This is a genomic window from Streptomyces sp. NPDC037288 (genome assembly GCF_055603265.1).
Genome location: NZ_JBVJVY010000030.1, coordinates 32,988 through 56,081 on the forward strand (window position 1 = coordinate 32,988; position 23,094 = coordinate 56,081).

Sequence of the window (23,094 nt, forward strand, 5' to 3'; positions counted from 1 at the left end):
TCCGTTCTCCTCCGCCCCGTCGCTACGAGCCCTGCGGCTGCCGGGCCGCCGCCTCCGACAGACGCGGCCCCGTCGGCAGGAACGTCGACCACTGCATGGGGATGGGGGTGGGCGTCACCTGCGCGTAGCCGAGATGGGTCTGGGCGATCTTCGCCTCCTGCAGCTCCTCCTTGCGCTTCTTGGCGGAGGTGCCGACGCCCTCGTTCTTGGAGTCGTTGTCGCTGTTGGACTGGAGGGCGTAGCGCAGGCCGGTGTCGGTGACCAGGAAGACGCCGCCGACCGTGGTCTCCGTGCCCTGGAACTGACGGTAGAGCTGGCCGGAGCCGGGGGTGACGTACCCGCTGGAGGAGCCGGTGGGCAGCTGGGCGGGGAAGTCCTTGCCCACCCAGGTCGACAGGGTGGTGCCGCCCTTGGCGCCGACCGAGCGCAGGACGTTGCAGACCGTGTTGCGGCCGCTGGTGGCGCTGGAGCCGTCGTTCACCGTGTTCGGCTTGTACGTCGGCCAGTTCTTGCTCATGCGGAACGTCGTGCTGTCGGAGACCGCGCCGGGGCTGACCTGCTGCGCCTCGCCTGCCTGGCCGACCCCGAGGAGCTGAGGGCTGTTGAGCAGGAGCGTGGCCGTGAACTCCGAGATGCGGGCCACCTTCCCCTGCAGTACGACGTAGTACTGCAGGGTCTGGCCGTCGTACGCCTTGATGACCTCGCCGACCTTGTCGTACTGCCCCGGAACGATCCCTGCGCCGGCCTTCGCACCGGGTGTGCCCTGGATCCTCGGGATCGAGACCGGGTCGCCCTTGTGCAGGGTGTCGAGCCACTCCTGGGAGACGCGCTGCGGGGGACGGCCCTGCGTGTCGAGGGCCTTGAGCAGTTCCTTGTCAGCGGGATCGGCGATCTGGTACGCGGTGCCCCGCGCGTCGACGACGTACTGCGTCTTGCCGTCCGGGGCGACGACGTACATCAGATCTCCACGGGTGAGCCTGTCGGGCCCGTCCGTGGTGGACCATTCCTTCTTCGCGAGGACGAACGCCGCCTTCTGGATGGCCCGGCCGCCGTCGCCGGGGCGTTCGCAGACCGCCCAGCGCTTGGCTGCCGAGGCCTCGTCCGGGGAGGGCAGGCGGTCGGGGGCGTACGGGATGCCGATGGTGACGCCGTGCGGGGGCTTTCCGCTGTCGAGGACCTTCTCGTCGACGGTGATGACGCTGTCGTTGTCGGGGCTCAGGAGCAGCTTGGCCGAGGCCATGTTGAGGACCGGGTGCAGCTGCTTCTGGTTGCCCGTCTTCAGCACGACGTAGCGGGTGGTCGACTCGCTCGCGACGATGACGTGCTTTTCCGGGTCGTCCCAGCCCTTGGGTGCCGTCGGACTGAACATGCCGATCGCGCCGAACACCGCGAGGACCACGGCGCCGACGACGAGGCCGGGCACCAGTGCGCTCAGCGGTTTGGGAGCGCCTTCCTCCGAGCCGGAGGGCGAAGGCTGAAGGAATGATGCGAGCGTGCGGCGCTTCGCGAAGGTGTAGGCGTTGAGTTCGTCCCGCCGTGATGCCATCTGTGTCCGCTCTCTCCCCGTTGCGGAGCCGTGGGGGACCTGTGAAGATCCGTCCCCCGCCCTCGGTTGCCTCTGGTGACTCGACTGTCAGACCCGCCCCCTACTATGCCTGTTGCGTGGACGTGCTGGTGGCACGGGTAGGGTGCTCAGGGCTTGAAGGGACCGGAGCTCAAAGGGTTTCCGGGTGAGTTCGGGGGTTTTGGAGTGATGGCTTCCGCAACGCGGACCCGGTCGCGATCGCAATCGGGATCACGACCTCATCGCGTGCGCCGGTCGGCTGGCCGCGGCGATTCTTCCTCCCGGCCCGCCGCCCAGCAAGCAGCCACGCCCTATCAGGGCGCCTTCTCGCCGCATCCGGAGTCCCGCTCGGGTCGTGGCGGTTCGTTCGCCCTGCAGCGGCTCGTGCTGCTGGAGATCGTGGCGGCGCTCCTGGTGTGCGGGTGGCTCGTGGGGACGGTCGCGCTGATCGCCGTTGCCCCCGTCGCCGTGCTGTTCGTGGTGCTCGCCGTCGTACGACGCCGGGGGCGCTCCCTGCCGGAATGGCTCAGCACGCTGCTGGCGCTGCGGGCCCGTAAGCGGCGGGCCGCGAGCACCCCGGTGCCCCCGGGAACCGACTCCGGCCTCGCGCCCGCCGTGGAGTGCGACCCGACCCTGCGCACGTACAGTTACAGCCGCGGTGACGACCGCGACCAGCGGCCGATCGGCATGGTCGGCGACGGTGGTTTCCTGACCGCGGTGCTCCAGGTGGAGTCGGACGCCGACGCACTGCGTGCGGAGCGCAGCCGCAGACCTCTTCCGGTGGCCCTGATCCGGGACGTCCTCGAAGTCGACGGGATCCGGCTGGAGTCGGCGCAGATCGTGGTGCACACCCAGCCCGCGCCCGCGCTGCACCTGCCCCAGCAGTCGGTCGTGGTCAGCAACTACGCGCCGCTGCAGGCCCAGACCGGCTCCCCCGCCGTACGCATCACGTGGATCGCTCTGAAGCTCGATCCCGAGCTGTGCCCGGAGGCGGTGGCCGCGCGCGGTGGCGGACTGCCGGGCGCGCAGAAGTGCCTGACGCGCGCGGCCGAGCATCTGGCGAGCCGGCTGACCGGCGCCGGCTTCCGGGCGAGCGTGCTCACCGAGGAGGAGCTGACGGCGGCCATCGCCACGTCCGCCTGTGCCAACCCCATGGTGACGGCCCAGGCCGGGCGGGGCGAGGCGCCGCAGCGTCGCACCGAGGAGGCCAGCCGCAGCTGGCGCTGCGACAACCGCCGGCACACCACCTACTGGGTGCGCCGCTGGCCCCAACTGGGCGGGGCCGACGGCTCGCTGGCGCAGTTGGTGGCGCAGCTGACCGAGGTCCCCGCGCTGGCGACGACCTTCAGCCTGACGCTGGCCAAGGGTGCGCAGCAGGACGTGGCCATCACCGGCCACGTGCGGATCACCGGCCGCAGCAACCAGGAACTGACCGACGCACGCCGTGATCTCGAGCGTGCGGCGCGAGAGGCGCGGACCGTGCTCGCGCGTCTGGACCGTGAACAACTCCCCGGCGTTCTGGCCACCCTGCCGCTTGGAGGTGCCCGCTGATGGCCCTGTCGACATCGTCCGCGCCGTCGCGCACCACCACGTCGGCGCCCGGCCTCGGCGAGCGGTTGCGCACCGGCTTCGGCCTCCTGGGCCCCCGCCACCCGCGGCACACACTGCCCGTGGAGCAGGCCGACGCCCTGTCCCTGCCCATCGGCGACGACGGCGTGGTGGTCGGAGACAACGCCGAGGGACAGCCCGCCGTGCTGGGGGTGAACCGTCCCACCCCCTACGACATCGTGCTCATCGGCGGGCTGTGGACCGCGCAGGTCATAGCGCTGCGGGCGGCGGCGACAGGGGCACGGGTGGCCGTCGAGACGGGACGCGCACAGGCCTGGATGCCCATGGTGCACGCCATGGGCGGCGGGCAGAACGGCCTCGCGGTCTACGACGTCGGCCGCGTGCCCCCGCAGGGCGCCTCGGCCGGTACACCGGTGCTGGTGGTGCGGGACTGCGGCATGCGGCCGCCGCGCGGACGCGTGGTGTCGGCTCCCTGGCAGTCCGTGCTGACGTTGCTGCCCTATCTGAGCCCGGTCGCGCCGCGGTTGATGCGTCAGGCGCGCCTGGTGGGCGTGCAGCGGGTGTCGCCGGACGAGGCGGCGGAGATCGGGCGGGTGATGGGGCTCCCGCGTCCCGAGCTCGAGACGCTGCCCACGCTTCCGGACGGTGTGACGCTCTGGTGCACGGAGCGGGACCGTCAGTACGTCGTGACCCGGGCGACCGACGCCGAGACAGGACTGCTGGGCGTGGCACGCCGGATGGACTGAGGAGGCGCCCAACGCGGCCCCCTTTCAGGCGTGCTGGCGGTTTGCCGCCTGAATTCGCCCGGTTTCGAGGACGGATTACGATGCGTCTTCGTCACGTTTTGGTGTACGCGCCGTTGCGCTGCGGCGGCCTCGGGCCCGGTGTGACGCGTCGGACGGACATGAAGGGGAGGACGGGCCTGCCAGCCGCGTCGTTTTGGTGATTAGGCTGGGGTCGGGCACGTCGCGAGTCCCCGCTAGCGGGTGGTAAGCGCTCTGCGACGCAGGGGTCCAGTGACCCCAGGGGGAAGCCCGGCGAATCGTACGACAGGAACGGTCGCCCCCAAGCACGGCATGAGGGTGTTCGACCACCAGGAGGAACTGTGAACAGCGATCGGGACGGGATCCGCGGGGGCTGGGACACACCCGACGACGACCAGACCGACGCGGAGTCCGCCATCGAGATGACGGGCGAGTTCACCATCGACTACGCCCCGCCCGCCTGGTACACGCAGAACGCGTCGGGTCCGTCCGGTGCGCCTTCGCCAGCCCCGGTGCCACCTCCGCCGCCGCACGCCACGCCCTACGCCGCGCCCGTGGCGCCCGTCGGGAATCCGGTGCCGATGCAGAAGGCGCCGGACGGGTTCGAACTGCAGCAGGCGCAGCCCGTCCAGCAGGTGCAGCCGGAGGCCGCCGAGCAGGCGCAGCCGGAGGCCGGGGCGCCGACCGGGGCGGTCGAGCCGGAGACGGACAACGGGGACCTGGAGAGCGGGGCCACCATGCGGTTCTCCGCCGTGGCCCTGAAGCGCGAGATGGCCGAGATCGCCGAGCGGGCGGCGGCAGCCGCGCAGGAGGCCGGGTCCGGCGACGAAGGCTCCGCCGAGGTCGCGGGTACGCCTGCGGCCGACGGGACGGCCACGCCGTCCGCCGGTGCCGAGGTCACTGCGTCCGAGGAGTCCGCGCCGGATGCCGCGACAGCGTCGCGGGGCTCCGAGGAGCCGGCGGGCGAGGAGTCCGCCGCCGGGGCGGACCACCCCGGCGACGGTGCCGCCGCCTCCGAGGGCCTCGGGGGCTCTCAGCACCTTGAGTCCTCCGACGCCGACCGGGAGGAGGAGCAGGGCGACGGCGAGGCCGAGAGCAAGGTTCAGGCCGAGGGCGACACCGGTGCCGAGGCCGGGGACGCGGCCGGTGCCCGGGCGGGTTCCGCCGACGGCACCAAGGCCGATGACACCACGTCTGATGAGGCCAAGTCCGCCGACGCCCAGCCCGGCACCTCGGAACCGACGGACTCCGTCGTCCAGGACGCCGTGGCGGCGGACGCCGACGCCCAGGACGTCAGGTCTCAGCCGGGCACGCAGGAGAGCGGCGCCCAGCCCCACGGCACCCCGCAGCCCGGCGCGCCCCTGGCCGCCGTACCGCCCGCGCCGCAGGACGCCCCGCCCGCCTGGACGCCCCCGCCCGCGCCGCAGAACGGGGTGCCCCCGCTGCCGCCCTCCTACCAGCCCGCGGCGCCCGCTCCGGCGGCCCAGTGGCCCGTGCAGCAGCCCGCGCCGCAGCAGCCCGGTCCGATGCCGGGGCAGCCGCAGCCGGCGGCCGCACAGGGGCCCGGTGGTGTGCCCGGACAGCAGCAGCCGTTCCAGCCGCAGGCCCCGCAGCCCGCCCCCGCCACCTGGAACCAGGCCGCCCAGCCGGGTCAGCCGGGTCAGCCGGGTCAGCCGGGTCAGCCGGGTCAGCCGGGTCAGCCGGGTCAGCCGGGCCCAGGCAACCAGGCCGGCGCACCTGCGGCACAACCGCAGCCGGGTCAGCCGACGGCGGGGCCGGGAGCGCAGCCGATCCCGGCGGGTCCCCCCGCGCCGAGCGGCTACGGCTTCCCGCAGCCCGGCACCCCCAACGCACAGGCTCAGCCCGGCGCTTACGGATTCCCGCAGCCACCGGCGCCGCAGGCGGATCCCAACGCGCCTACCGCGCCGAGCGGTTACGGCTTCCCCCAGCCCGGGACTCCCACCGCCCAGCCCCAGCCCCAGCCCCAGCCGGGTGGTTACGGATTCCCCCAGCCCCCGCAGAACCCCCAGGTGCCGCAGGGGCCGGAAGCCGCGCAGAACCCCCAGGTGCTGCAGGCGCCGGTCGATCCGCGGTCCGGTGCCGCCTGGCCGCAGCCCGTTCAGCACGACCAGCGGCAGCCGACCAACCCGGGGGCGGCGCCGCTCGGTTACACCGCCGCCGTGGAGCTGTCCTCGGACCGGCTGCTCAACAACAAGAGGCAGAAGGCGAAGAGCGGGCGGCCCGCTGCGGCGGGCGGCCGGTTCAAGATCGGTGGCAAGAAGGAGGAGGCCGAGCGGCAGCGCAAGCTGGAGCTGATCCGCACGCCGGTGCTCTCCTGCTACCGCATCGCGGTCATCAGCCTCAAGGGCGGCGTCGGCAAGACGACCACCACCACCGCGCTCGGCTCCACCCTCGCCACCGAGCGGCAGGACAAGATCCTCGCCATCGACGCCAACCCGGACGCCGGAACGCTCGGGCGGCGTGTGCGCCGGGAGACGGGCGCCACCATCCGTGACCTCGTCCAGGCGATCCCGTACCTGAACTCGTACATGGACATCCGCCGGTTCACCTCGCAGGCACCCTCCGGACTGGAGATCATCGCCAACGACGTGGACCCGGCCGTCTCGACGACGTTCAACGACGAGGACTACCGGCGCGCGATCGACGTGCTCGGCCGGCAGTACCCGGTCATCCTGACCGACTCGGGTACCGGTCTGCTGTACAGCGCCATGCGCGGGGTGCTCGACCTCGCCGACCAGCTGATCATCATCTCCACGCCGTCCGTGGACGGTGCGAGCAGCGCCAGTACGACGCTGGACTGGCTGTCCGCACACGGGTACGCCGACCTGGTCTCGCGGTCCCTGACCGTGATCTCCGGGGTCCGCGAGACCGGCAAGATGATCAAGGTCGAGGACATCGTGTCGCACTTCGAGACGCGGACCCGCGGGGTCGTGGTCGTCCCCTTCGACGAGCATCTGGCCGCCGGTGCCGAGGTCGACCTCGACATGATGCGGCCACGGACGCGCGAGGCGTACTTCAACCTGGCCGCGCTGATCGCCGAGGACTTCGTACGGCACCAGCAGTCGCACGGGCTGTGGACCAACGACGGCAACCCGCCGCCGGTGGCCGCCCCGCCCATGCCGGGCCAGCCGATGCCAGGGCAGCCGATGCCAGGGCAGGCCATACCCGGCCAGCCGATGCCCGGCCAGCCCATGCCCGGCCAGCCTTATCCGCAGGGCCAGCAGCCCTATCCGCCGCAGGGCCAGCCGTACCCGCAGGCCACGCCGAACCAGCAGCCGTACCCGCAGGCGGCGCCGGGCCAACAGCCCTACCCCCAGGCGGCGCCGGACCAGCAGCCCTACCCCCAGGCGGCGCCGGGCCAACAGCCCCACCCCCAGGCCGCGCCGGGCCAGCAGCAGCCGTACCCGCCGCAGCAGCCCGGCCAGCCGTACGGCTACCCGCAGCAGGGACAGCAGCCGCCGCAGGCCCCGCCCCAGCAGCAGTAGCAGTAGCACGGCAGGAAGCAAGAGGCAGGAGAAAGGGCGGCCGGTGCGTTCCTCGCACCGGCCGCCCTTCGCCGTGGAAAAGCCGGGAAACCCGCCGCGTAGGACCTACGCCTCCGCGGCGACGATCTCCCGGCACCGCTTCACATCCTCGGCCATCTGCTCCAGCAGGGCCTCCAGCGAGTCGAACTTCGCCTGGCCGCGCACGTAGGCGACGAAGTCGACGGCGACGTGCAGCCCGTACAGGTCGAGGCCGACGCGGTCGATGGCGTACGCCTCCACCGTGCGCTCGGTGCCGTCGAACTGCGGGTTCGTGCCCACGGAGATCGCGGCCGGCATGGCCTCGCCCTGGACGTGCAGATAGCCGGCGTACACGCCGTCGGCCGGGATGGCGGTGTGCGGGAGCGTCTCGACGTTGGCCGTCGGGAAGCCCAGTTCACGGCCGCGCTGGGCGCCGCGCACGACCACGCCCTCCACGCGGTGCGGGCGGCCAAGGATCTCGCGGGCGCCCTCGACGTCGCCCTCGGCGACCAGGCGGCGGGTCAGGGTGGAGGAGAAGGGCTCGCCGCCGCCCGCCGAGCCGGTGACGTACAGGTCGACGACCTCGACCTCGAAGTCGTAGGTCTTGCCCTGCTCGGCGAGGAACTCGACGTTGCCGGCGGCCTTGTGCCCGAAGCGGAAGTTCGGGCCCTCCACGACCGCTTTCGCGTGCAGCTTGTCCACCAGGACCTTCACGACGAACTCGGCGGGCGAGAGCTTCGAGAACTCGGTGGTGAAGGGGAGGATGAGGACCGCGTCCACGCCCAGGTCCGCCATCAGCTCGGCGCGGCGGTGGTGCGGGGCGAGCAACGGCGGGTGGCTGCCGGGGCGGACGACCTCGCTGGGGTGCGGGTCGAAGGTGACCACGACGGCCGGGACGCCCAGCTCGCGGGCGCGGTCGACGGCGTGCTTGATGATCAGCTGGTGGCCGCGGTGGACGCCGTCGTAGGAACCGATGGTGACGACGCTGCGCCCCCAGTCCTGGGGGATGTCCTCCAAGCCACGCCAGCGCTGCACTGTGACCGCTCCTCGAACCCGTGTCCGTGTCTGTCTTGACCTCTTGTGCAGGTCTAAGGGTGCCATGCCGGGTGCCCCGGGCCCGCATCGGCATCGGGGCTGTGACCGGGCGCACGTTCACCGTCCGACCGGGGCGGCTCACGCGGGTACGCGTAGGCCCGCCAGGTTCTCGAGCATGCGGCGGGTGCTGGGGCCCACCACGGCGGCCCAGTCGTCCGGGGTGGCGGCCAGCCAGCGGGCCATCCGGGCGGCGAAGCCGGGCACGTGCCGGCCCAGGTCGACCAGGGCGCGGTCGAAGTGGGTGGCCCCCTCGGGGGTGCGGACGAGGAGCAGGCCGGTGCGGTGGACGAGCCCGCGGGCCTCCTCCTCCCGGTCGTAGCCGTGCTCGGCCGCCGCGTGCAGGACGGCGTCCAGGACACAGGGCTCGTGTTCCCGGGCGAGCAGGAACTCCAGCAGCTCGCGGCGCAGGGGACGGGAGGCGGTGGTGCCGGGGGCGGCCAGGACGGTCGCGAGGGCGGCGCGCAGCTGTTCGGGGGCGTCGTCGAGCAGGCCGGTGACCAGCGGCAGCAGGACCGGGCGGGTGGTGGGGCCCTGGGCGAGGCGGCGGTCGACATGGGCGGCGACGTGTCCGGCGGTCTCCGGGTGCAGCCGTACCGCCTCCCGGACCAGGGCCGCGACGCGGTGGGCGAGGGCCGGGGTCGTGACGTCGGTCAGGACGCCCAGCGCCTCTCGTGCGTACGGGCCGCGCAGCCGGGCGCGGAAGGCCTCCAGGACCGGTTCGGGGTGGGTGGTCAGTGCGGATGCCAGGGCGCCCGGCGGGAACTGCGGGTCGCCGTCGGCGAAGTGCCGCAGGGCCGCGGCGAGATGACGGTCGCGGGTGTGCGGGTCACCCACCAGCAGGGCGAGGGCGCCGCCGTGCAGGGTGCAGTCGGCGGGGCGGGCGAGCAGGGCGAGGGCGGCGTAGCGCAGCAGCTCGCGGTCGGCCGCCGAGCGGACGTGCGGGGCCGCGCGCAGCCCGAAGGTCACGGCCGCGACCCGGCGGGCGGGGCGCTCGTCGTGCGCCCAGCGGTCCACGGCCCGGCAGACGGCCGACGGCTCGTCCTCGGCGAGGGTGGTGAGCAGTTCGTCGGCGCGCCGGTGCGCGCTCGCCACCAGGGTCTCGGTGAGGTCGTCCAGCGCGCCGTGCCGGTGGGTGTGCAGCAGCGCCTGTGCGGCGGTCGCGACGGTGGCGTTCGGGGTCGCGGGCAGCGGCCGTTCGTCGTCGAACCAGCGCGTCAGCCGCGGCTGTACGACGGCGGGGGCGGCGGCGAGCAGCCGGGCGACGGTGTCCAGGTAACGCTCCCCGCCCTCCGGGGGCGCCTGGTCGGCCAGCACGAGCCGGCGCAGCAGATCGAGCCGCTCGGTGTCGGGGAGCGGCAGCTCGGCCCAGAAGGCGGGACCGAACTCGGCCGGTACGGCCCGCCGGGCGCGGCGCCAGCCCACGATGCGGTCGGCGAGCAGCCGCAGCACCTCCGTGTACGGCGTCGCGTCCGGAACCTGGAGCAGGGTGCGGGCGAGCAGCCGGGCGGCCCACCAGGACCCGGGGTCGCGATCCAGGGCTTCCGTCAAGTCCCTCAGCCGGACGGCGAGTTGGTGTTCCCCGTACTGCCGGGCGAGGAGCAGCAGGGCTTGGACGACCGAGCCGATCCGGTGGTGGGGCACCGGTACGGGAGCGGCTTCGCGGTCGGCGCGGGGACGGTGGACCAGGGCGCGCAGGGCCTCGTCGAGGTCGAGGTGCAGGCCCTGGATCCAGTCGGCCAGCTCCTCGTGAGCGAAGCGGTAGCCGCGGCCGGCCGGGACGAGGAGGCCCTCGGTCAGGACGGCGGACGCCCAGCCGGTACCGCCGCCGAGCCCGGCCGGGGCGGGGCCCCAGGGGAACACCGCTTCGAAGGACTCCCGGTCCAGCTCGCCGTGGCCGGGTCCGAGGCTGCGCCGGGCGGCCTCGTGCACCTGTCCGGCGACGCGTGCGGCGAGCCGGCGTACGGCCGTACCGCGCAGGCCGCTCCCCGCGGCGAGCCGGACGGCGATACGCAGGCACATCAGGTCCAGGTGGGCCGCGAACACCTCGTGCCGGTCGACCGGCGCGGCGACCGGCAGGTCCGGCACGGCGGCGCGGATCTCCGCCAGCAGCCGGAGGGTCAGCGGATGCCGGGCATCACGATCGGCGAGCACGCCGTCCGGGATCCAGTAGCGGGTCCGGGCGAGACGCGCCTCGTCCTCCGTGAGGTCGGGGAGGTGCAGGCGCGGTGGGAGGGGAGGGGCCGGCTCGGTGGGTGTGGTCGCCGGCGTGCTGGGCCCGGAGGTGGTGGGGGGCACGGCCTGCACGGTGGTGGCGCCGGGGGCGGGGGCGGGGGCGGGCGTGGAGACGGAGCTCGGCATGGCGGTGGCTGTGGGACCGGGCCGCATGGTGGCGGGAGCGGGAGCCGCGGGGGCGGCGAGACCTGCGGTGCCGGCCCAAGCCGCGGGGGCGGTGAAGTCCGCAGGAGGGGTGGGGCCCGCGGGAGCCGCGGAACCGGCCGGAACAACGGTCGTGGATGCCGGCGCAGAGACCGGACTCGCGGGAGCCGTGGCAGGCTCCGGAGCGGCCCAGGCGGTGGCGGGGGACGGCGGGGCGTACAGCAGGTCGGTGGGGAATTCCGCCCCCGCGCGCTCCCAGTACTCCTCCCGGCAGGCCACCACCAGCCGTGCCCCGGTCTCGCGCAGCCAGGCGGCCGTTCCTCTGGTCCACTCGGGCAGCCGGTGAGCGAGGACGGGGGGCATCTCCTCGGGGCCGTCGAGAAGGAGCAGGAGCGGGCGGCCGGCCCGTGCGGCGAGACGGGCCAGGTGTTCGGGGCCGAGATCGCCCAGGTCGGCAGGGTGGACGGCGCGGGCGGCGGCGACGATCCGTGCGGCCCGTTCCAGGGTGCGCCGGGCCGCGTCGGCCAGGGAGTCGTCGGCGTCCTCCAGGTCGGCGCCGCGCAGCCACAGCGTCGGGGCTGCCCGTTCACCGTGGGCCCGCCGGGCGACCAGGGCGGCGAGTTCCGTCGTACGGCCGCTGCCCGGGGCGCCGACGAGTCCGAGCACCGTGCGGTCACCGTCCGTGAAAGCCATCAACTCGCGTACGACGTCGGCTCGTTCGACCGGTTCGACGGCACCTGCGAGGAAGCCCTGCGGGCTTTCCTGGCCGGCCGAGGTGGCGGTCAGCTGCAGGATGCCGGCCAGGTTGAGGTCGGCGCCGTAGGCGGGCACGGTGGCCGCGTTGCGGGCGAGCAGCTCCGCGAGGGGGCCGTCGGCGGGCCGTAGCGGCACCGCGAAGCCCGTGTCCCGCTGTGCGGAGTGCAGGGCGGTGCCGAGGACGCCGAGCACCGCGCCGGTCCGCGCGTCGAGCACCGGTCCCCCGGCCGCCCCGCCGCCCAGCCGCAGCGCGTCCTGGCCGGCGGTGCCGATGGCCAGCTCCAGCGCCTCCTGGACGAGGTGGAAGCGGTCGGTGGCGGTGTACGTCACCTCGGTGGCGGCCAGCACCCGCGCCTCCCGCCAGCAGCCCGCCGGGAGCCGTACATAGGTTCCGGCGTCGATGTGCTCCCGCACGGTCAGCGGCAACGGGTCCAGGCCCAGGCCCTCGGTGCGGATCAGGGCCAGGTCGAGGGCCGGCAGTGGGGTGACGGCGTCCGCGGCCACCACGCAGGTGCGGTCGTCCGCGGCACGCAGCACGAGCCGGGGCAGGCCGTCGACGGTCTCGTGGCTGGTGAGCAGGGTCCCCTGGTGATCGGCGAGAAAACCGACGCCCCGGGGACGTCCGGCGAGGTCGTGGATCTGGACGAGGGCGGGGTCGGCACCGGGGCCCGGGCCGTCGCCGTCACCGGTGCCCTGGGGGACTCCGTGAGCGGCGGTGGTTGTGGGGTTGGAGGGGTGTCGAGGGCCACCGATGCCAGCCGTGCCAGTGATGGCATCCACGCTGCCGATGCAGCTGGTACCGGTGGTGTAGCAGGTGCCGGAAGCGTCTGTGGTGCCCCCGGTGCGAGGAACGTTTCCGGTGTCTCCGGTGCCGGCAGGGTTGCTGGTGCAGCAGCCGGCAGCCGTGCCGGTGGTGTACCCGGTGTCGTTGCCACCCCCGCCGTCCTCGTCGCGCCTGCCGCCCCCATACTCCCGTCGAGCGCCGTACGCCGGTTCCCCCGTGCCGTCCGCCGCAGTCCCGCGACCGCTTCCGGTGCGCGGGCCCCGTTCCGCCATGCCGTACCTCCCGCCCTACCCGCGTGCCTTGTTCCCGAAGGTAGGCGCGCGATGATCGACGGGACAGATCGCGGAACGAAAGCGCCCCCTTCCGCTCCCCCGGTTCACTCCGAGCGCCTGCCCGGACGGGTGAATAGGCGGGAGCCGTTGGATAACCCTAGAGGTGGGGGAACCGAGGGGGGACCGTGGAGCGGCGGCAGGGGCCCACCCCGTGGCCGGCCGCCGCTCCACGGGCGACGCCTGTGGCGGGTGTCTCAGCCGAAGACGGCCAGACTCTTGGCCTTGCCCTTCTGCTGCTCGACGAGCGCGAGAAAACGGCCCTCGGCGTCGAAGACGGCGACGGGCCCGGCGCCCGCGTACTCGTCGGGCATGTCCAGCCGGACGCCGTTCAGCAGCAGCCCGGCGCGCCGGGCGTCCACCTGCCAGCGCGGGAACGCGGCCTCGGCGGCCTGTGCGATCGGCATCACGGTCAGCTCCTGCTGGAGCTGGTCCAGCGTCTTCGCCGTATCGATCTTGTACGGCCCGACGCGCGTCCGGCGCAACGCGGTGAGATGGCCGCCGACGCCCAGGTCGGCGCCCAGGTCACGGGCCAGGGCGCGGATGTAGGTGCCGGAGGAGCAGACCACGGACACGACCAGGTCGAGCACGGGGGTGCCGTCCGCGGCGACGGCGTCCCGGACGTCGTACACGGCGAAGGAGGAGACCGTCACCGGGCGGGCCGGGATCTCGAATTCCTCGCCCTCGCGGGCCCGCTTGTACGACCGTACGCCGTCGATCTTGATGGCGCTGACCTTGGACGGGACCTGCATGATGTCGCCGGTCAGTTTGGCGATGCCGGCGTCGATGGCGTCCCGGGTCACCTTGGCGGCGTCGGTGGACGAGGTGACCTCGCCCTCGGCGTCGTCGGTGAGGGTGTTCTGGCCCAGGCGGATGGTGCCCAGGTACTCCTTCTCGGTCAGCGCGAGGTGCCCGAGGAGCTTGGTGGCACGCTCGACCCCGAGGACCAGGACTCCGGTCGCCATCGGGTCGAGGGTGCCGGCGTGGCCGACGCGTCGGGTCCTGGCGATCCCGCGCATCTTGGCGACCACGTCGTGCGAAGTGAAGCCCGACGGCTTGTCGACGATGACGAGGCCGTCGGGCGTGGTGTGCTTCTGGGTCATTCCGCGGCGTCGCCGTCCGTCTCGTCGTCCGCCGGCTTCCTGTACGGGTCCGCGCCGGCCGCGTAGCTGGCGCCCGCGGAGGCCTCGCGGACCTTCGCGTCGGACTGCCGCGCCTTGTCGAGGAGGTCCTCGATGGTCCGGGCGGTGTCCGGCAGGGCGTCCGCGACGAAGGTCAGGGTCGGCGTGAACTTCACACCCGCGGCGCGGCCGACCTCCGAGCGCAGGATGCCCTTGGCGCTCTCCAGGCCCGCTGCCGCGGCCTCCCGCTCCTCGTCGTCGCCGTAGACCGTGTAGAAGACGGTCGCCTCCCGCAGGTCACCCGTGACCCGGGTGTCCGTGATGGTGACCTGCGAGCCGAGCCGCGGGTCCTTGATCCCGCGCTGCAGTTTCTGGGCCACCACCTCCCGGATGAGGTCCGCCAGCCTTTTCGCCCGCGCGTTGTCGGCCACTGGTCCGTCTCCCGTTCTTTCTTCTTCTTGCGTTCTGTGGTCTGGTCGTCCGGTCGTCGCCGGTTGTCCGCGGTCGTTCTCAGTCGTCTTCGCCGTGGAAGCGGCGTCGGACGGACAGCAGTTCCACCTCGGGGCGGCCGGCGACCAGCCGTTCGCACCGGTCCAGTACGTCGGTGAGGTGCGCCGTGTCGCCGGAGACCATGGCGAGGCCGATGACCGCTCGCCGGTGGAGGTCCATGTGGTCCACCTCGGCCGCGCTCACCGCGTACTTGCGCTGGAGTTCGGCGACGATCGGGCGGACGACGGAGCGCTTCTCCTTCAGCGAGTGGACGTCGCCGAGGAGGAGGTCGAAGGACAGAGTCCCCACGTACATGTTGTGTAGCCGGTTCACCCGCCGGCGCGGGATCGATGGCCCCGGGTCGGTGTGGCCGGGGACATCAAGAACGGTACCGCGTACCTGCCGGTGACTCGACAGGGTTTCGGTGCCGTGGGGGCGCCGCCCGTGGGCGGAGCCCCCGGGAACGGCGCGCTGGCCGGCAGGACCGCAGTCCTGCCGGCCAGCGGCGAACCGTCGGCTGTTACGCCCGCGGCTTCTCCCGCATCTCGTACGTCGCGATGACGTCGTCGACCTTGATGTCGTTGAAGTTGCCGAGGTTGATACCGCCCTCGTAGCCTTCGCGGATCTCGGTGACGTCGTCCTTGAAGCGACGCAGACCCTCGATGTTGAGGTTCTCCGCGATGACCTTGCCGTCGCGGACCAGGCGCGCCTTGGTGTTGCGCTTGACCTCGCCCGAGCGGATGAGGACACCGGCGATGTTGCCCAGCTTGGACGACTTGAAGACCTCGCGGATCTCCGCCGTACCGAGCTCGACCTCTTCGTACTCCGGCTTGAGCATGCCCTTGAGGGCCGCCTCGATCTCCTCGATCGCCTGGTAGATGACCGAGTAGTACCGGACGTCCACGCCCTCGCGCTCGGCCATCTGCGCCGCGCGGCCTGCCGCACGGACGTTGAAGCCGATCACGATGGCGTCGGAGCCCATCGCCAGGTCGATGTCGGACTCCGTGACCGCACCGACGCCGCGGTGCAGGACGCGGATGTCGACCTCTTCGCCGACGTCCAGCTGGAGCAGGGAGGACTCCAGGGCCTCCACCGAACCAGAAGCGTCACCCTTGATGATCAGGTTCAGCTGCTGGACCTCGCCGGCCTTGAGCACCTTGTCCAGGTCCTCGAGGGACACGCGGCGCGTGCGCTTGGCGAAGGCCGCGTTCCGCTCACGGGCGGCACGCTTCTCGGCGATCTGACGGGCCGTACGGTCCTCGTCGACCACCAGGAAGTTGTCACCCGCACCCGGGACGTTGGTCAGGCCCAGGACCTGGACCGGCGTCGACGGGCCGGCCTCGGCGACGTTGTTGCCGTTGTCGTCGAGCATGGCGCGGACCCGGCCGTAGGCGTCGCCCACGACCATCGTGTCGCCGACCCGCAGCGTGCCTCGCTGGACGAGGACCGTCGCCACGGCACCACGGCCGCGGTCGAGGCGGGACTCGATCGAGATGCCCTGCGCGTCCTGGGCCGGGTTGGCCCGCAGGTCGAGCGAGGCGTCGGCCGTGAGGATCACGGCCTCCAGCAGCGAGTCGATGTGCAGACCCTGCTTGGCGGAGATGTCGACGAACATGGTGTCGCCGCCGTACTCCTCGGCCACCAGGCCGTACTCGGTCAGCTGACCGCGCACCTTGGTCGGGTCGGCACCCTCGACGTCGATCTTGTTGACCGCGACCACGATCGGCACGTCGGCCGCCTTGGCGTGGTTGAGCGCCTCGACCGTCTGCGGCATGACGCCGTCGTTGGCCGCGACGACCAGGATCGCGATGTCGGTCGACTTCGCACCACGGGCACGCATGGCGGTGAACGCCTCGTGACCCGGGGTGTCGATGAAGGTGATCTTGCGCTCTTCGTCGTTGACCTCGGTCGCGACCTGGTAGGCACCGATGTGCTGGGTGATGCCACCGGCCTCGCCCGCGATGACGTTCGTCTTGCGGATCGCGTCGAGCAGTCGGGTCTTACCGTGGTCGACGTGACCCATGACGGTCACCACCGGCGGACGGACGACCAGGTCCTCCTCGGAGCCCTCGTCCTCACCGAACTCGATGTCGAAGGACTCGAGCAGCTCGCGGTCCTCCTCCTCCGGGCTGACGATCTGAACCGCGTAGTTCATCTCGCCGGCGAGGAGCTGCAGCGTCTCGTCGGAGACGGACTGCGTCGCGGTGACCATCTCGCCGAGGTTCATCATGACCGCGACGAGCGACGCCGGGTTGGCGTTGATCTTCTCCGCGAAGTCGGTGAGCGACGCGCCGCGGGAGAGACGGATGGTCTCGCCGTTGCCGCGCGGCAGCATCACGCCGCCGACGCTCGGGGCCTGCATGGCCTCGTACTCCTGGCGCCTCTGCCGCTTCGACTTGCGGCCACGACGCGCGGGACCGCCGGGACGGCCGAAGGCACCCTGCGTGCCACCACGGCCGCCCGGGCCACCGGGACGACCGCCGAAGCCGGGACGGCCGCCGCCGCCACCGCCGGGACCACCGGGACGACCGGCGAAACCACCGCCGCCGCCACCACCGCCGGGACCACCGGGACGACCGGCGAAGCCGCCGCCGCCGCCACCGGGACGACCGGCGAAGCCGCCACCCGGACGACCACCGCCGCCGCCACCGGGACGACCGGCGCCACCGGGACCACGGCCGCCGGGGCCACCGCCGCCGGGACGCGGGCCGGCAGCGGGACGCTGCGGCATCATGCCGGGGTTCGGACGCGGACCGGCCGGGCCGGGACGCGGACCGCCCTGCGGCCGGGGCATGCCGGCCGGCGACGGGCGGGGACCGCCGGGAGACTGCGGACGCGGACCGCCGCCCTGCTGGCCGGGAGCCTGCGGACGGGGACCGGCGCCGGGGGCACCGGGGCCGCCGGGACGGGGGCCGCCCTGCGGGCGCGGGGCCTGCGGGCGGGCCATACCGGTGGAGCCACCGGAGGTGAAGGGGTTGTTACCCGGACGCGGGCCGGCCGGACGGGCACCCTGACGCGGGGCCTGGCCACCGGGACGCGGGGCACCCTGGCCCGGACGGGCCTGGCCCTGACCGGGAGCCGGACGGCCACCGGGCTTCGGGGCACCCGGACGGGAACCCGGACGCGGACCCTGCGCGGCCGGGGCCTGCGGGGTCTGGGCGGCCGGAGCGGCCGGCGGAGCGGTGAACTCCGGGGCGGCCGGAGCCGGGCGCGGCGCGGGCTTCGGGCCGGGAACCGGACGGGGACCCGGGGCCGGCGCGGGCGCCGAGGGAGCCGACGGGGCAGCGGGCTGCTGGGCAGCCGGTGCCGTCGGCGGCTTGGGGGCTGCCGGCTTCGGGGCAGCGGGACGGGCCGCCTGCGCCGGAGAGGGCGCGGCGGGCCTGGGGGCAGCCTTGCGCGGGGCGGACTTACCGGCGGACTTGCCGTTGCCACCGCCCTGGAAGGCGTCGGTCAGCTTACGTACTACCGGCGCTTCGATGGTCGAAGACGCCGAACGGACGAATTCACCGAGTTCCTGGAGCTTGGCCATGACGACCTTGCTCTCGACACCGAACTCCTTGGCGAGTTCGTAGACCCGGACCTTAGCCACTTCGCTCCTTTGAGGTCCGGGTGAAGCCGGACCGTCGCTAGTTCATGGGCGTACTCATCGCGTACTCATCGAGTGCTCATCGCAATCTCGACCTGCTTTCGACTCGCGAGGTACCAGGCCGCACGGGGTTCCGCGCGGCACGTCTTACGGTGTTGCCTGCTCGGCAACTGTTGTCTGCTCGACGTATCGGCGCAACGCCTTTGTGTCGAGCGGCCCCGGGACGCGCAGTGCCCGCGGGAACGCCCGGCGGCGTACCGCCTGGTCGAGACAGACCAGGGCGGGGTGTACATAGGCACCCCGGCCGGGCAGCGTACCGCGAGGATCGGGGGCGCATGCGTCCTCGATCATCACGATCCGCAACAGATCGTTCTTGGCCGCCCGCTCCCGGCACCCCACACAGGTGCGCTCAGGGCATGCTCGGGTGTGCGTCCGGCCAGACACGGTTAAGTCTACCTCCCCGTAGCGGCCTCACCCCTTTGGGGTAAAGATCGAACGGTTGTTGTCGTGATCTGAGCGACCTGCGGCCGGGATTTATTCCCCGCCTATTCCCCGGCCTGCTCGGTGTCGGGCCGGATGTCGATGCGCCAGCCGGTGAGCCGGGCGGCGAGGCGGGCGTTCTGCCCCTCCTTGCCGATCGCCAGCGACAGCTGGTAGTCCGGCACGGTCACCCGGGCGGAGCGGGAGGCCATGTCGACGACCTCCACCTTGCTCACCCGAGCGGGTGACAGGGCGTTCGCCACCATCTCGGCCGGATCGTCCGACCAGTCGACGATGTCGATCTTCTCGCCGTTCAGCTCGCCCATCACGTTGCGCACCCGGCCGCCCATCGGACCGATGCAGGCACCCTTGGCGTTCAGACCCGAACGGGTGGACCGTACGGCGATCTTGGTGCGGTGACCGGCCTCACGGGCGATGGCGGCGATCTCGACGGACCCGTCGGCGATCTCCGGCACCTCCAGGGCGAAGAGCTTCTTGACCAGGTTCGGGTGCGTCCGGGACAGCGTGACCGACGGTCCGCGCACACCCTTGGCCACCCGGACGACGTACGACCGCAGGCGCATGCCGTGCGGGTAGGTCTCGCCGGGCACCTGCTCCTGCACCGGCAGGATGGCCTCCAGCTTGCCGATGTCGACCAGCACGTTCTTCGGGTCGCGGCCCTGCTGGACCACTCCCGTGACGATGTCACCCTCGCGCCCGGCGTACTCGCCGAGCGTCGCGTCGTCCTCGGCGTCGCGCAGCCGCTGCAGGATCACCTGCTTGGCGGTGGTGGCGGCGATACGGCCGAAGCCGGTGGGGGTGTCGTCGAACTCGCGGGGCTCCTGGCCCTCCTCGACGTCCTCGGGATCCTCCTTCGCCCACACGGTCACATGCCCGGTCTCCCGGTTGAGCTCCACGCGCGCGTGCCGGCGGCTTCCCTCGGTGCGGTGGTAGGCGATGAGGAGGGCCGACTCGATCGCCTCGACCAGCAGGTCGAAGGAGATCTCCTTCTCCCGAACCAAGCCCCGCAGGGCACTCATGTCGATGTCCACGGCTACGCCTCCTCCTCTTCCTTCATGTCGTTCTTGTCCGTCTCATCGGCCTTGTCGGCCTTGTCGGTCCTGTCCTTGCGGTTGAACTCGACCTGCACGCGCGCCTTGTCGATCTCCGGGAAGCCGAGCCTGCGGGTGGTCGCCTTGCGGCCCTTGACCCCGGGGACCTCGACGTCGAGACCGTCCTCGTCGACCGTCAGGATCCGGGCGACCAGCTCGCCGCCCTCGGCCAGCTGGAACTTCACGAGCCGGTCGGTGGCGCGCACGAAGTGCCGGTACTCGCTGAGGAGGCGCTCCGCGCCGGGGGTTCCGACCTCAAGGTCGTACGCCGCGTCGCCCATCGCGTTGGTCTCGTCGAGCTTCGCCGAGAGCACACGGCTCACATCGGCGATGGCGTCCAGATCCGCTCCGGTGTCGGAGTCGACGACCACGCGCAGCACCCGCTTGCGTCCGACGGAGTCCACGGCGATCTCTTCGAGATCCAGTCCCTGGGAGGTGACGAGCGGTTCCAGCAGCTCTCGCAGCCTCTCGCTCTGGGTGGTGCTCATCCGGGTGACTCCTCGGCCGCGTGTGCTGTTGTGGGATGGGGCGCGTGTCTGGTCAAAGGGTATCCGGTCGCGGGGGGTGTTGCGTCCTGCCTCCGGCGGCGGGCGGGCCGGTCGCGCCCACGCGGCGCAGGCGCCCGTCGACACAGCCACGGGCCCCTCGGGTGGGTCTGCTGAGCCGGTGAGAGGAAGCGAGGGGATGCGCGGGTACGGTGATCACGGCGGGGTGCCCTCCCGCCTGTGTGTTCGTACGAGGCCCCCGAGGACGTCAGCCGTGCCGTACCCCCCGCCCTTGCCCGCCCCCTCGGGGCCGCGCAGAAGATCCCTGTTCGCCTCGGCCGCCGGGGCCGCCCTGCTGGTGGGGTGCTCGGCCGGTCCCGGCTCCGGCGGCGACGGCCCGTCAGCGACGGATCGGGCACGCGCGCGTGCGGCACGGGACAGCCAGGGGCTGCTGGAGCGGTACGACGCCGTCCTCGCGGCGCATCCGGGGCTCGCGGAGCGGCTGCGCCCGCTGCGTGCCCAGGTGGCGGCGCACGTCCGGGCGTTCACCGACGGCACGACGGCCACGCGGACGCCCTCGAAGTCCGCCTCCCCGTCCGCGTCCCCCGTCCCGGCCGCCGGGAAGGACGCGCTGGCCGGGCTGGCCGCCGCCGAGCGCACCCTCGCCGACCAGCGTGCGAAGCAGCTACTGGAGGTGCCGGGCGAACTGGCGCGGCTGCTGGCGTCGGTGGCGGCGGCGGGCGCCACGCACGCGTACCTGCTGACGAAGGCGGCGAAGTGAGCGGCAGGACGAGGGACGAGGCGAAGGCGGCCGAGCTGACCGCGCTGCAGGCGGCGCTGGCGGCGGAGCACGCGGCGGTGTACGGGTACGGCGTCGTCGGCGGCCGGATCGGCGCGGCGCGCCGGACCGAGGCACGGGCGGCGTACGACGCCCACCGGGCGCGCCGGGACGCGCTGACCCTGGAGGTCCGCGACCTGGGCGGCCAGCCGGTCGCCGCGAACGCCGCGTACGCGCTGCCGTTCCCGGTGGTGGACCCGGCCGCCGCCGTACGGCTCGCCGCCCGGCTGGAGGAGCGGGTGGCCGGCGTGTACGCGGACCTGGTGCGGGCGGCGACGGGTGGGCGGCGCGGTGCGGCCGCCGCGGCGCTGCGGGAGGCCGCGGTGCGCGCGGGGCGCTGGAGCGGAGAGAGCGTAGCCTTCCCTGGGCTCGCCGAGCGGGCCGACGAGGGGACGGGCTCGGCCGGCGCGGCCCCGTCGGCCTCCGCCTCGGCGACACCGTCACGGTGACCCGGTGAGCGCCCGTACGACAGCAGCCGGACTGGAAGGGAACGACTCGCGCATGGCTTTCGAACCGCCGCCGCGCCTGGTACGGGCGCTCGGTGAGACGGCACCGGCCGGGGACGCCTGGCTGGCGGAGCTGCCCGCGATCGCCGAACGGGCCGTCGCCGAGGGTGACTTGGCCGTGGAGCGGGTCCAGGTGCCGGGTGGGCGCAGCAGCCTGGTGGTGCTGGTGCGGCGGGCGGACGGCACCCCGGCCGTGCTGAAGCTCGCCCCGCCGAGGGCCCGCCCGGAGAGCGAGCGGGCGGCGCTGGCGCACTGGGGCGGGCGGGGCGCCGTGCAGCTGCTGGAAACCGGTGCCGGGGACGGCGTGCTGCTGCTGGAGCGGCTGCACCCGGATGTGTCGGTGCGGTCGCTGCCGGAGGCGAAGGCGCTGCTGGAGGCGGCGGGGACGCTGCGGCGGCTGTGGGTCGAGCCGCCGGCCGGCCACGCCTTCGAGACCGTCGCCGAGCGATCCGGGCGGCAGGCGACGGCGGTGCGGGCGGGCGCGGACGCGGACCCCGAGGTGGCACCGCTGGTCGACGCGGCGCTCACGGCCCGCGAGGAGCTGCTCGCCGCGCCGCCCGAGCGGCTGCTGCTGCACGGCACGTTCCGGCAGAGCAAGGTGCTGGCCGGAGAGCGGATGCCGTGGCTCGCGGTGGGCCCGGACCCGGTGGTCGGCGAGAGCGCCTTCGACCTGGCACGGCTGGTGCGCGACCGGGTGGAGGACCTGGTCGCCTCACCGTCCGGCCCGGCGACGACCCGCCGCCGCATCAAACGGCTCGCGGAGTCGCTCGAGGTGGACCAGGACCGGCTGCGGGGGTGGACGCTGTTCCGGGCGGTGGAGTCGGGAGTGCGGGCGCGGCGCGTCGGCCGTGAGAAGGACGCGGAACTGCTGCTGGAGTTCGCGGGCTGGTTGTAGGCAAGAGCAGGCGTACTCAGGTGTCCGAGTAGCCGGGCCGGTGCGGGCCGGGCGGGTGCGCGGACAGACTCGCCGCATGCGAACAACATGGCGCAGGGGACTGCTCATGGGGCTGGCCGGGCTGCTGGTGGCGGGCTGCTCCGCGGCCGAGCCGGACGACGCCGAACGCCACCGGCTGGGAATGTCGACGGCGGCGCGGCAGCGGCGGGCGGGGGAGGAACGGGCCCCTTCGGGCGCGGGTGGCGTCCTTCGCGGCGCTGCCCTCACTGGAACCCGTGCTGCTGCGGTTCAGCGACGTCTGCCTCGGTCCTCGGCAGCCGGATCTCTTCGACGAGTCCGAGGACCCCGACGTGGTGCACTGCCGGATGGACGCCGTCGCCTACTACGGGGCGCCCCGCGGGGTGACGCCGGCCCTCCGGGACATCGGCAGAGCGCACCTCGGCGACTCGGGCGGTCTGCCGGGCGAGGGCGCGGACACCAGCGGATTCGACGGGTTCGACTACGCCCTGCGGTACCAGCGCGCCAAGGGCCGGGGGTCCGACGGGCTGCTCATGTCCGAGCCCCGGCTCACCGATGCGTCGCTCACCGTCGAGTGGGACAACACGTGGGACCGGCGGGAGCGCGCCCGGGAGCCCATGCCGTGTCCCCCGTCGGCCCCGGACGGTCCCTCGCCCGCCCCGGACCAGCGGTGCCGGCTGGAGCCCGGTGGGACCACCGTCGCCGAGGCACGCGCCCGCTACGGCACCGTCTTCTCCGTCACCTTCGCCGGCCGGGAGTACTGGACGCTCTCCCGGGAGGAGTGGCAGCGCTCACGCACGTGA

Annotated in this window: 17 protein-coding genes; 7 read left to right on the forward strand and 10 right to left on the reverse strand. The window is 73.3% G+C overall.

The window, feature by feature from the left end:
• Positions 1-22: 22 nt before the first annotated feature.
• On the reverse strand, positions 23-1,546 hold the full coding sequence (gene eccB / locus ACZ7GZ_RS28745) for a type VII secretion protein EccB (RefSeq protein ID WP_471028577.1): 1,524 nt from the start codon (positions 1,544-1,546) through the stop codon (positions 23-25).
• Positions 1,547-1,753: 207 nt separating this feature from the next.
• Between eccB and eccE the strand changes: the two genes are divergently transcribed.
• From eccE to ACZ7GZ_RS28760, 3 genes are all read left to right on the forward strand, one after another.
• Positions 1,754-3,115: a type VII secretion protein EccE gene (gene eccE / locus ACZ7GZ_RS28750; RefSeq protein ID WP_471028579.1), complete on the forward strand. Its 1,362-nt coding sequence runs from the start codon at positions 1,754-1,756 to the stop codon at positions 3,113-3,115.
• The gene (locus tag ACZ7GZ_RS28755; protein ID WP_471028581.1) at positions 3,115-3,879 is read left to right on the forward strand and encodes a hypothetical protein; all 765 of its coding nucleotides are present in this window, start codon (positions 3,115-3,117) and stop codon (positions 3,877-3,879) included. Before eccE ends, ACZ7GZ_RS28755 begins: the two co-directional genes overlap by 1 nt.
• Before the next feature lie 359 nt (positions 3,880-4,238).
• Complete coding sequence (locus tag ACZ7GZ_RS28760; protein WP_471028582.1) at positions 4,239-7,403, forward strand: SCO5717 family growth-regulating ATPase; 3,165 nt, start codon at positions 4,239-4,241, stop codon at positions 7,401-7,403.
• Between the two features lie 105 nt (positions 7,404-7,508).
• Here ACZ7GZ_RS28760 and ACZ7GZ_RS28765 read toward each other — a convergent pair whose 3' ends face one another.
• The 9 genes from ACZ7GZ_RS28765 to rimP all read right to left on the reverse strand — a co-directional run bounded on the left by ACZ7GZ_RS28765 (position 7,509) and on the right by rimP (position 20,037).
• On the reverse strand, positions 7,509-8,456 hold the full coding sequence (locus ACZ7GZ_RS28765; protein WP_471028583.1) for a bifunctional riboflavin kinase/FAD synthetase: 948 nt from the start codon (positions 8,454-8,456) through the stop codon (positions 7,509-7,511).
• A gap of 138 nt (positions 8,457-8,594) precedes the next feature.
• Positions 8,595-12,428 (reverse strand): trypsin-like peptidase domain-containing protein, encoded by a 3,834-nt coding sequence (locus tag ACZ7GZ_RS28770; RefSeq protein ID WP_471028584.1) that lies wholly within the window; start codon positions 12,426-12,428, stop codon positions 8,595-8,597.
• A 530-nt stretch (positions 12,429-12,958) separates the two neighbouring features.
• Positions 12,959-13,864: a tRNA pseudouridine(55) synthase TruB gene (gene truB / locus ACZ7GZ_RS28775; RefSeq protein ID WP_471028587.1), complete on the reverse strand. Its 906-nt coding sequence runs from the start codon at positions 13,862-13,864 to the stop codon at positions 12,959-12,961.
• Positions 13,861-14,313 (reverse strand): 30S ribosome-binding factor RbfA, encoded by a 453-nt coding sequence (gene rbfA / locus ACZ7GZ_RS28780; RefSeq protein ID WP_471028589.1) that lies wholly within the window; start codon positions 14,311-14,313, stop codon positions 13,861-13,863. The genes truB and rbfA overlap by 4 nt, the downstream gene beginning before the upstream one ends.
• 79 nt (positions 14,314-14,392) lie before the next feature.
• Complete coding sequence (locus ACZ7GZ_RS28785) at positions 14,393-14,686, reverse strand: DUF503 domain-containing protein (RefSeq protein ID WP_471028590.1); 294 nt, start codon at positions 14,684-14,686, stop codon at positions 14,393-14,395.
• A gap of 205 nt (positions 14,687-14,891) precedes the next feature.
• A complete protein-coding gene (gene infB, locus ACZ7GZ_RS28790) occupies positions 14,892-17,960 on the reverse strand; it encodes a translation initiation factor IF-2 (protein WP_471028591.1) in 3,069 nt (1,022 codons plus the stop codon).
• Between the two features lie 144 nt (positions 17,961-18,104).
• Positions 18,105-18,401 carry a YlxR family protein gene (locus ACZ7GZ_RS28795; protein WP_471028593.1) on the reverse strand — a complete coding sequence of 99 codons (297 nt, stop codon included), beginning with the start codon at positions 18,399-18,401 and terminating at the stop codon, positions 18,105-18,107.
• 101 nt (positions 18,402-18,502) lie between these two features.
• The gene (nusA, locus tag ACZ7GZ_RS28800) at positions 18,503-19,489 is read right to left on the reverse strand and encodes a transcription termination factor NusA (protein WP_471028594.1); all 987 of its coding nucleotides are present in this window, start codon (positions 19,487-19,489) and stop codon (positions 18,503-18,505) included.
• Positions 19,490-19,491: 2 nt separating this feature from the next.
• Positions 19,492-20,037, reverse strand: a complete 546-nt coding sequence (rimP, locus tag ACZ7GZ_RS28805; RefSeq protein ID WP_471028595.1) for a ribosome maturation factor RimP — start codon at positions 20,035-20,037, stop codon at positions 19,492-19,494.
• Between the two features lie 271 nt (positions 20,038-20,308).
• Between rimP and ACZ7GZ_RS28810 the strand changes: the two genes are divergently transcribed.
• The 4 genes from ACZ7GZ_RS28810 (at position 20,309) to ACZ7GZ_RS28825 (ending at position 23,094) form a co-directional block, all read left to right on the forward strand.
• Entirely contained in the window at positions 20,309-20,815 is a 507-nt protein-coding gene (locus ACZ7GZ_RS28810; protein WP_471028597.1) for a hypothetical protein, read from the forward strand.
• Positions 20,812-21,321: a ferritin-like domain-containing protein gene (locus tag ACZ7GZ_RS28815; protein ID WP_471028599.1), complete on the forward strand. Its 510-nt coding sequence runs from the start codon at positions 20,812-20,814 to the stop codon at positions 21,319-21,321. Before ACZ7GZ_RS28810 ends, ACZ7GZ_RS28815 begins: the two co-directional genes overlap by 4 nt.
• 52 nt (positions 21,322-21,373) lie before the next feature.
• On the forward strand, positions 21,374-22,273 hold the full coding sequence (locus ACZ7GZ_RS28820; RefSeq protein ID WP_471028600.1) for an aminoglycoside phosphotransferase family protein: 900 nt from the start codon (positions 21,374-21,376) through the stop codon (positions 22,271-22,273).
• Between the two features lie 239 nt (positions 22,274-22,512).
• The gene (locus ACZ7GZ_RS28825; protein WP_471028603.1) at positions 22,513-23,094 is read left to right on the forward strand and encodes a hypothetical protein; all 582 of its coding nucleotides are present in this window, start codon (positions 22,513-22,515) and stop codon (positions 23,092-23,094) included.

Excerpts from the sequence above, each read along its gene's own strand:
- eccB (WP_471028577.1), bottom strand. The coding sequence starts at position 1,546 with ATGGCATCACGGCGGGACGAACTCAACGCCTACACCTTCGCGAAGCGC.
- eccE (WP_471028579.1), top strand. The coding sequence starts at position 1,754 with ATGGCTTCCGCAACGCGGACCCGGTCGCGATCGCAATCGGGATCACGA.
- ACZ7GZ_RS28755 (WP_471028581.1), top strand. The coding sequence starts at position 3,115 with ATGGCCCTGTCGACATCGTCCGCGCCGTCGCGCACCACCACGTCGGCG.
- truB (WP_471028587.1), bottom strand. The coding sequence starts at position 13,864 with ATGACCCAGAAGCACACCACGCCCGACGGCCTCGTCATCGTCGACAAG.
- ACZ7GZ_RS28785 (WP_471028590.1), bottom strand. The coding sequence starts at position 14,686 with ATGTACGTGGGGACTCTGTCCTTCGACCTCCTCCTCGGCGACGTCCAC.
- rimP (WP_471028595.1), bottom strand. The coding sequence starts at position 20,037 with ATGAGCACCACCCAGAGCGAGAGGCTGCGAGAGCTGCTGGAACCGCTC.
- ACZ7GZ_RS28820 (WP_471028600.1), top strand. The coding sequence starts at position 21,374 with ATGGCTTTCGAACCGCCGCCGCGCCTGGTACGGGCGCTCGGTGAGACG.